Below are 2,355 nucleotides of genomic sequence, written 5' to 3' on the forward strand. Positions count from 1 at the left end.
CGCCGAGCGCTACGGTTTGATCTGGGCCTACATGGGCCCGCCGCAGAAGCAGCCGGTGCTGCCGCGCTTCGAGCCCTTCGAGCAATTGGAGGCCGGCGAATTCCTCGAGGCCGACGACCGCAGCATCGGCGGCGGTGGCCCGGTGATCGTCGACTGCAACTGGTTCCAGCATTTCGAGAACGTGGTCGACCCCTGGCACGTGATGGTGCTGCACGGCAGCTTCTCCGGCACCCAGTTCACCGAGACCATGCTGCGCGCGCCGCAGATCACCTTCGAGACCACGGCGCGCGGCGTCAAGGTGACCTCGCTGCGCGCGCTGGACGACGGCTCGGTGTTTCGCCGGGTGACCGAGGCCTGCGTGCCCACGTGGCGCGTGGTGCCGAACCCGCGCGTGGGGCAGTACGCGCGGGTGGAATCGATCGGCTTCGTGCTGCCCATCGACGACACGCATTTCCGCATCTATACGGTGGCGCGCGTGCGCGAACCGGGCGAGCTGGCGGGCTTTCGCTCGCGCCAGGGTGGCAAGCTGTGGAGCGAGCTCACGCCGGAAGAGCATCGGCGCTTTCCCGGCGACTACGAGGCGCAGAAGAGCCAGGGCGACATCACCTGGCATTCGCACGAGAACCTGGCGACCAGCGATCGCGGCATCGCCTTGCTGCGGCGGCTGGTGTTGGCGCAGGTGCAGGTTGTCACGGAGGGTGGCGACCCGGCGGGGGTGAGCTTCGAGCCGGCCGATGAGCTGGTGTCCTTCGAGGCCGGAAACTTTCGCGATCCGGCCTGAAAGCGCTCAGGACCGCCCGCCGGCCTCTTCTTCCTCGATCAGCACCAGCGCACGCGCCTTGAGCTTGTGCAGCGCTGCGACCAATTGCTCCGCCTCGCCCTCGTCGAGCACGGCGCGGAAGACGCGGTCGCGCGAGCGCGCGGTGCGCGCCAGGGCCTTGATCTTCGCGCGCCCCTCTGCGCTGAGGGCGAGCTGCGCCGAACGCGCGTCGCTGCTGTGCGCGCTGCGTTCGATCAGCCCGCGCTCGACCAGCGCGCTCACGATCCGGCTGATCTGTGCCTTGTCGGTGCTCGAGTAATCGGTGAGCGCGCGCAGCGTCACGGGCTGGAGGTGCTCGACCAGCGCGAGCGTGCGCCACTCCATCAGGCTCACGTCGTGCTCGCGCCGAAAGCGCAGCGCGGCACTGCGGCGCAGCGCGTCCGAGGTGCTGTTGACCTCGTAGCTCAGCAGGGGCAGGAAGGCGGGCGCGGCGGGCATGCGCGCTCAGCCCTGCAGGATGGCGGCGTGGTGCGCCAGGTGGTCCGCCACGAAGCTCTGCACGAAGTAGTAGCCGTGGTCGTAGCCCTCGTGCCGGCGCAGCGTGAGCGGTTGCCCCACGGCGCGGCACGCGGTCTCGAGCCGGTGCGGGTGCAACTGGTCAGCCAGGAACTTGTCGGCCAGCCCCTGGTCGACGAGGATGCCCTCGGGGTATGGCGCGGCGGTCTGCGACTGCATCAGCGCGCTCGCATCGTGTGCCAGCCATTGCTCGCGGTCCGGGCCGAAGTAGCCGCCGAAGGCCTTCTCGCCCCAGGGGCACTCGCTGGGCGCGCAGATCGGCGCGAAGGCCGAGAGCGAGGCAAAGCGCCCCGGATGGCGCATCGCCAGCGTGAGCGCCCCGTGGCCGCCCATCGAGTGGCCGAAGAGGCCGATGCGGTGGATGTCGATGGGGAAATGCGCACCCAGCAGCGGCAGCAGCTCGTGCACGATCCAGCTTTCCATGCGCCAGTTCGTCGCCCAGGGTGCTTGCGTGGCATCGAGGTAGAAGCCGGCGCCGACGCCGAAGTCCCAGTTGTCGCTCTCGCCGGCCACATGGGCGCCGCGCGGGCTGGTGTCGGGTGCGATCAGCGCCAGGCCGAGCTCGGCGGCCAGCCGCTGGGCGCCGGCCTTGACCATGAAGGTTTCCTCGTTGCACGTCAGGCCTGCGAGGTACATCAGGGCCGGCACCGGGCCCTGCTGCGCCCGCGGCGGCAGGAAGACCGAGAAGCGCATCGGCAGGCCGATCTCGCGTGCGTCGTGTTCGTGGAAGCCTTGGGTGCCGCCGAAGCAGCGGTGTTCGGAAAGCGTGCGGGTGCCTGGGTTCATGGTCGGGAGGCGTTCACCAGTTCGAGGACGGCATCGGCGAAGTCCTGCGGTTTTTCCTGGGGCAGGTTGTGGCCGGCACCCGGCACCACGCGGTGCTGGTACGGGCCGGTGAAGTGGCGCGCGTGCGCGGCGGTGCCGCCGATCGACATCACGCCGTCGTCAGCGCCGTCGAAGGTGATGGCGGGCACGGTGATCGGCGGCTGCGCGGCGAGCCGGTGCTCGATCTCGTCGTA

The 2,355-nt window shown here is 70.0% G+C and carries 3 protein-coding genes and 1 pseudogene; 1 reads left to right on the forward strand and 3 read right to left on the reverse strand.

Annotated elements, in window-relative coordinates; genetic code table 11:
* Positions 1 to 781, forward strand: a pseudogene (locus APY03_RS45085) (aromatic ring-hydroxylating dioxygenase subunit alpha); the annotation flags it as partial.
* A gap of 6 nt (positions 782 to 787) precedes the next feature.
* On the opposite strand, the gene APY03_RS36750 reads toward APY03_RS45085, so the two are convergent.
* From APY03_RS36750 to APY03_RS45090, 3 genes are all read right to left on the reverse strand, one after another.
* Complete coding sequence (locus APY03_RS36750; RefSeq protein ID WP_068685257.1) at positions 788 to 1,258, reverse strand: MarR family winged helix-turn-helix transcriptional regulator; 471 nt, start codon at positions 1,256 to 1,258, stop codon at positions 788 to 790.
* 6 nt (positions 1,259 to 1,264) lie between these two features.
* Positions 1,265 to 2,122 (reverse strand): S-formylglutathione hydrolase, encoded by an 858-nt coding sequence (fghA, locus tag APY03_RS36755; RefSeq protein WP_068685259.1) that lies wholly within the window; start codon positions 2,120 to 2,122, stop codon positions 1,265 to 1,267.
* On the reverse strand, positions 2,119 to 2,355 hold a 237-nt coding region (locus APY03_RS45090), incomplete at its 5' end, for an alpha/beta fold hydrolase (protein ID WP_232324553.1). The genes fghA and APY03_RS45090, both read right to left, overlap by 4 nt.

It is taken from the genome of Variovorax sp. WDL1 (genome assembly GCF_001541225.1).
GTDB lineage: Bacteria > Pseudomonadota > Gammaproteobacteria > Burkholderiales > Burkholderiaceae_C > Variovorax.

What these genes read in the sequence shown, in the direction of transcription:
- APY03_RS36750 (WP_068685257.1), bottom strand. Translation starts at nt 1,258, where the DNA reads ATGCCCGCCGCGCCCGCCTTCCTGCCCCTGCTGAGCTACGAGGTCAAC.
- fghA (WP_068685259.1), bottom strand. Translation starts at nt 2,122, where the DNA reads ATGAACCCAGGCACCCGCACGCTTTCCGAACACCGCTGCTTCGGCGGC.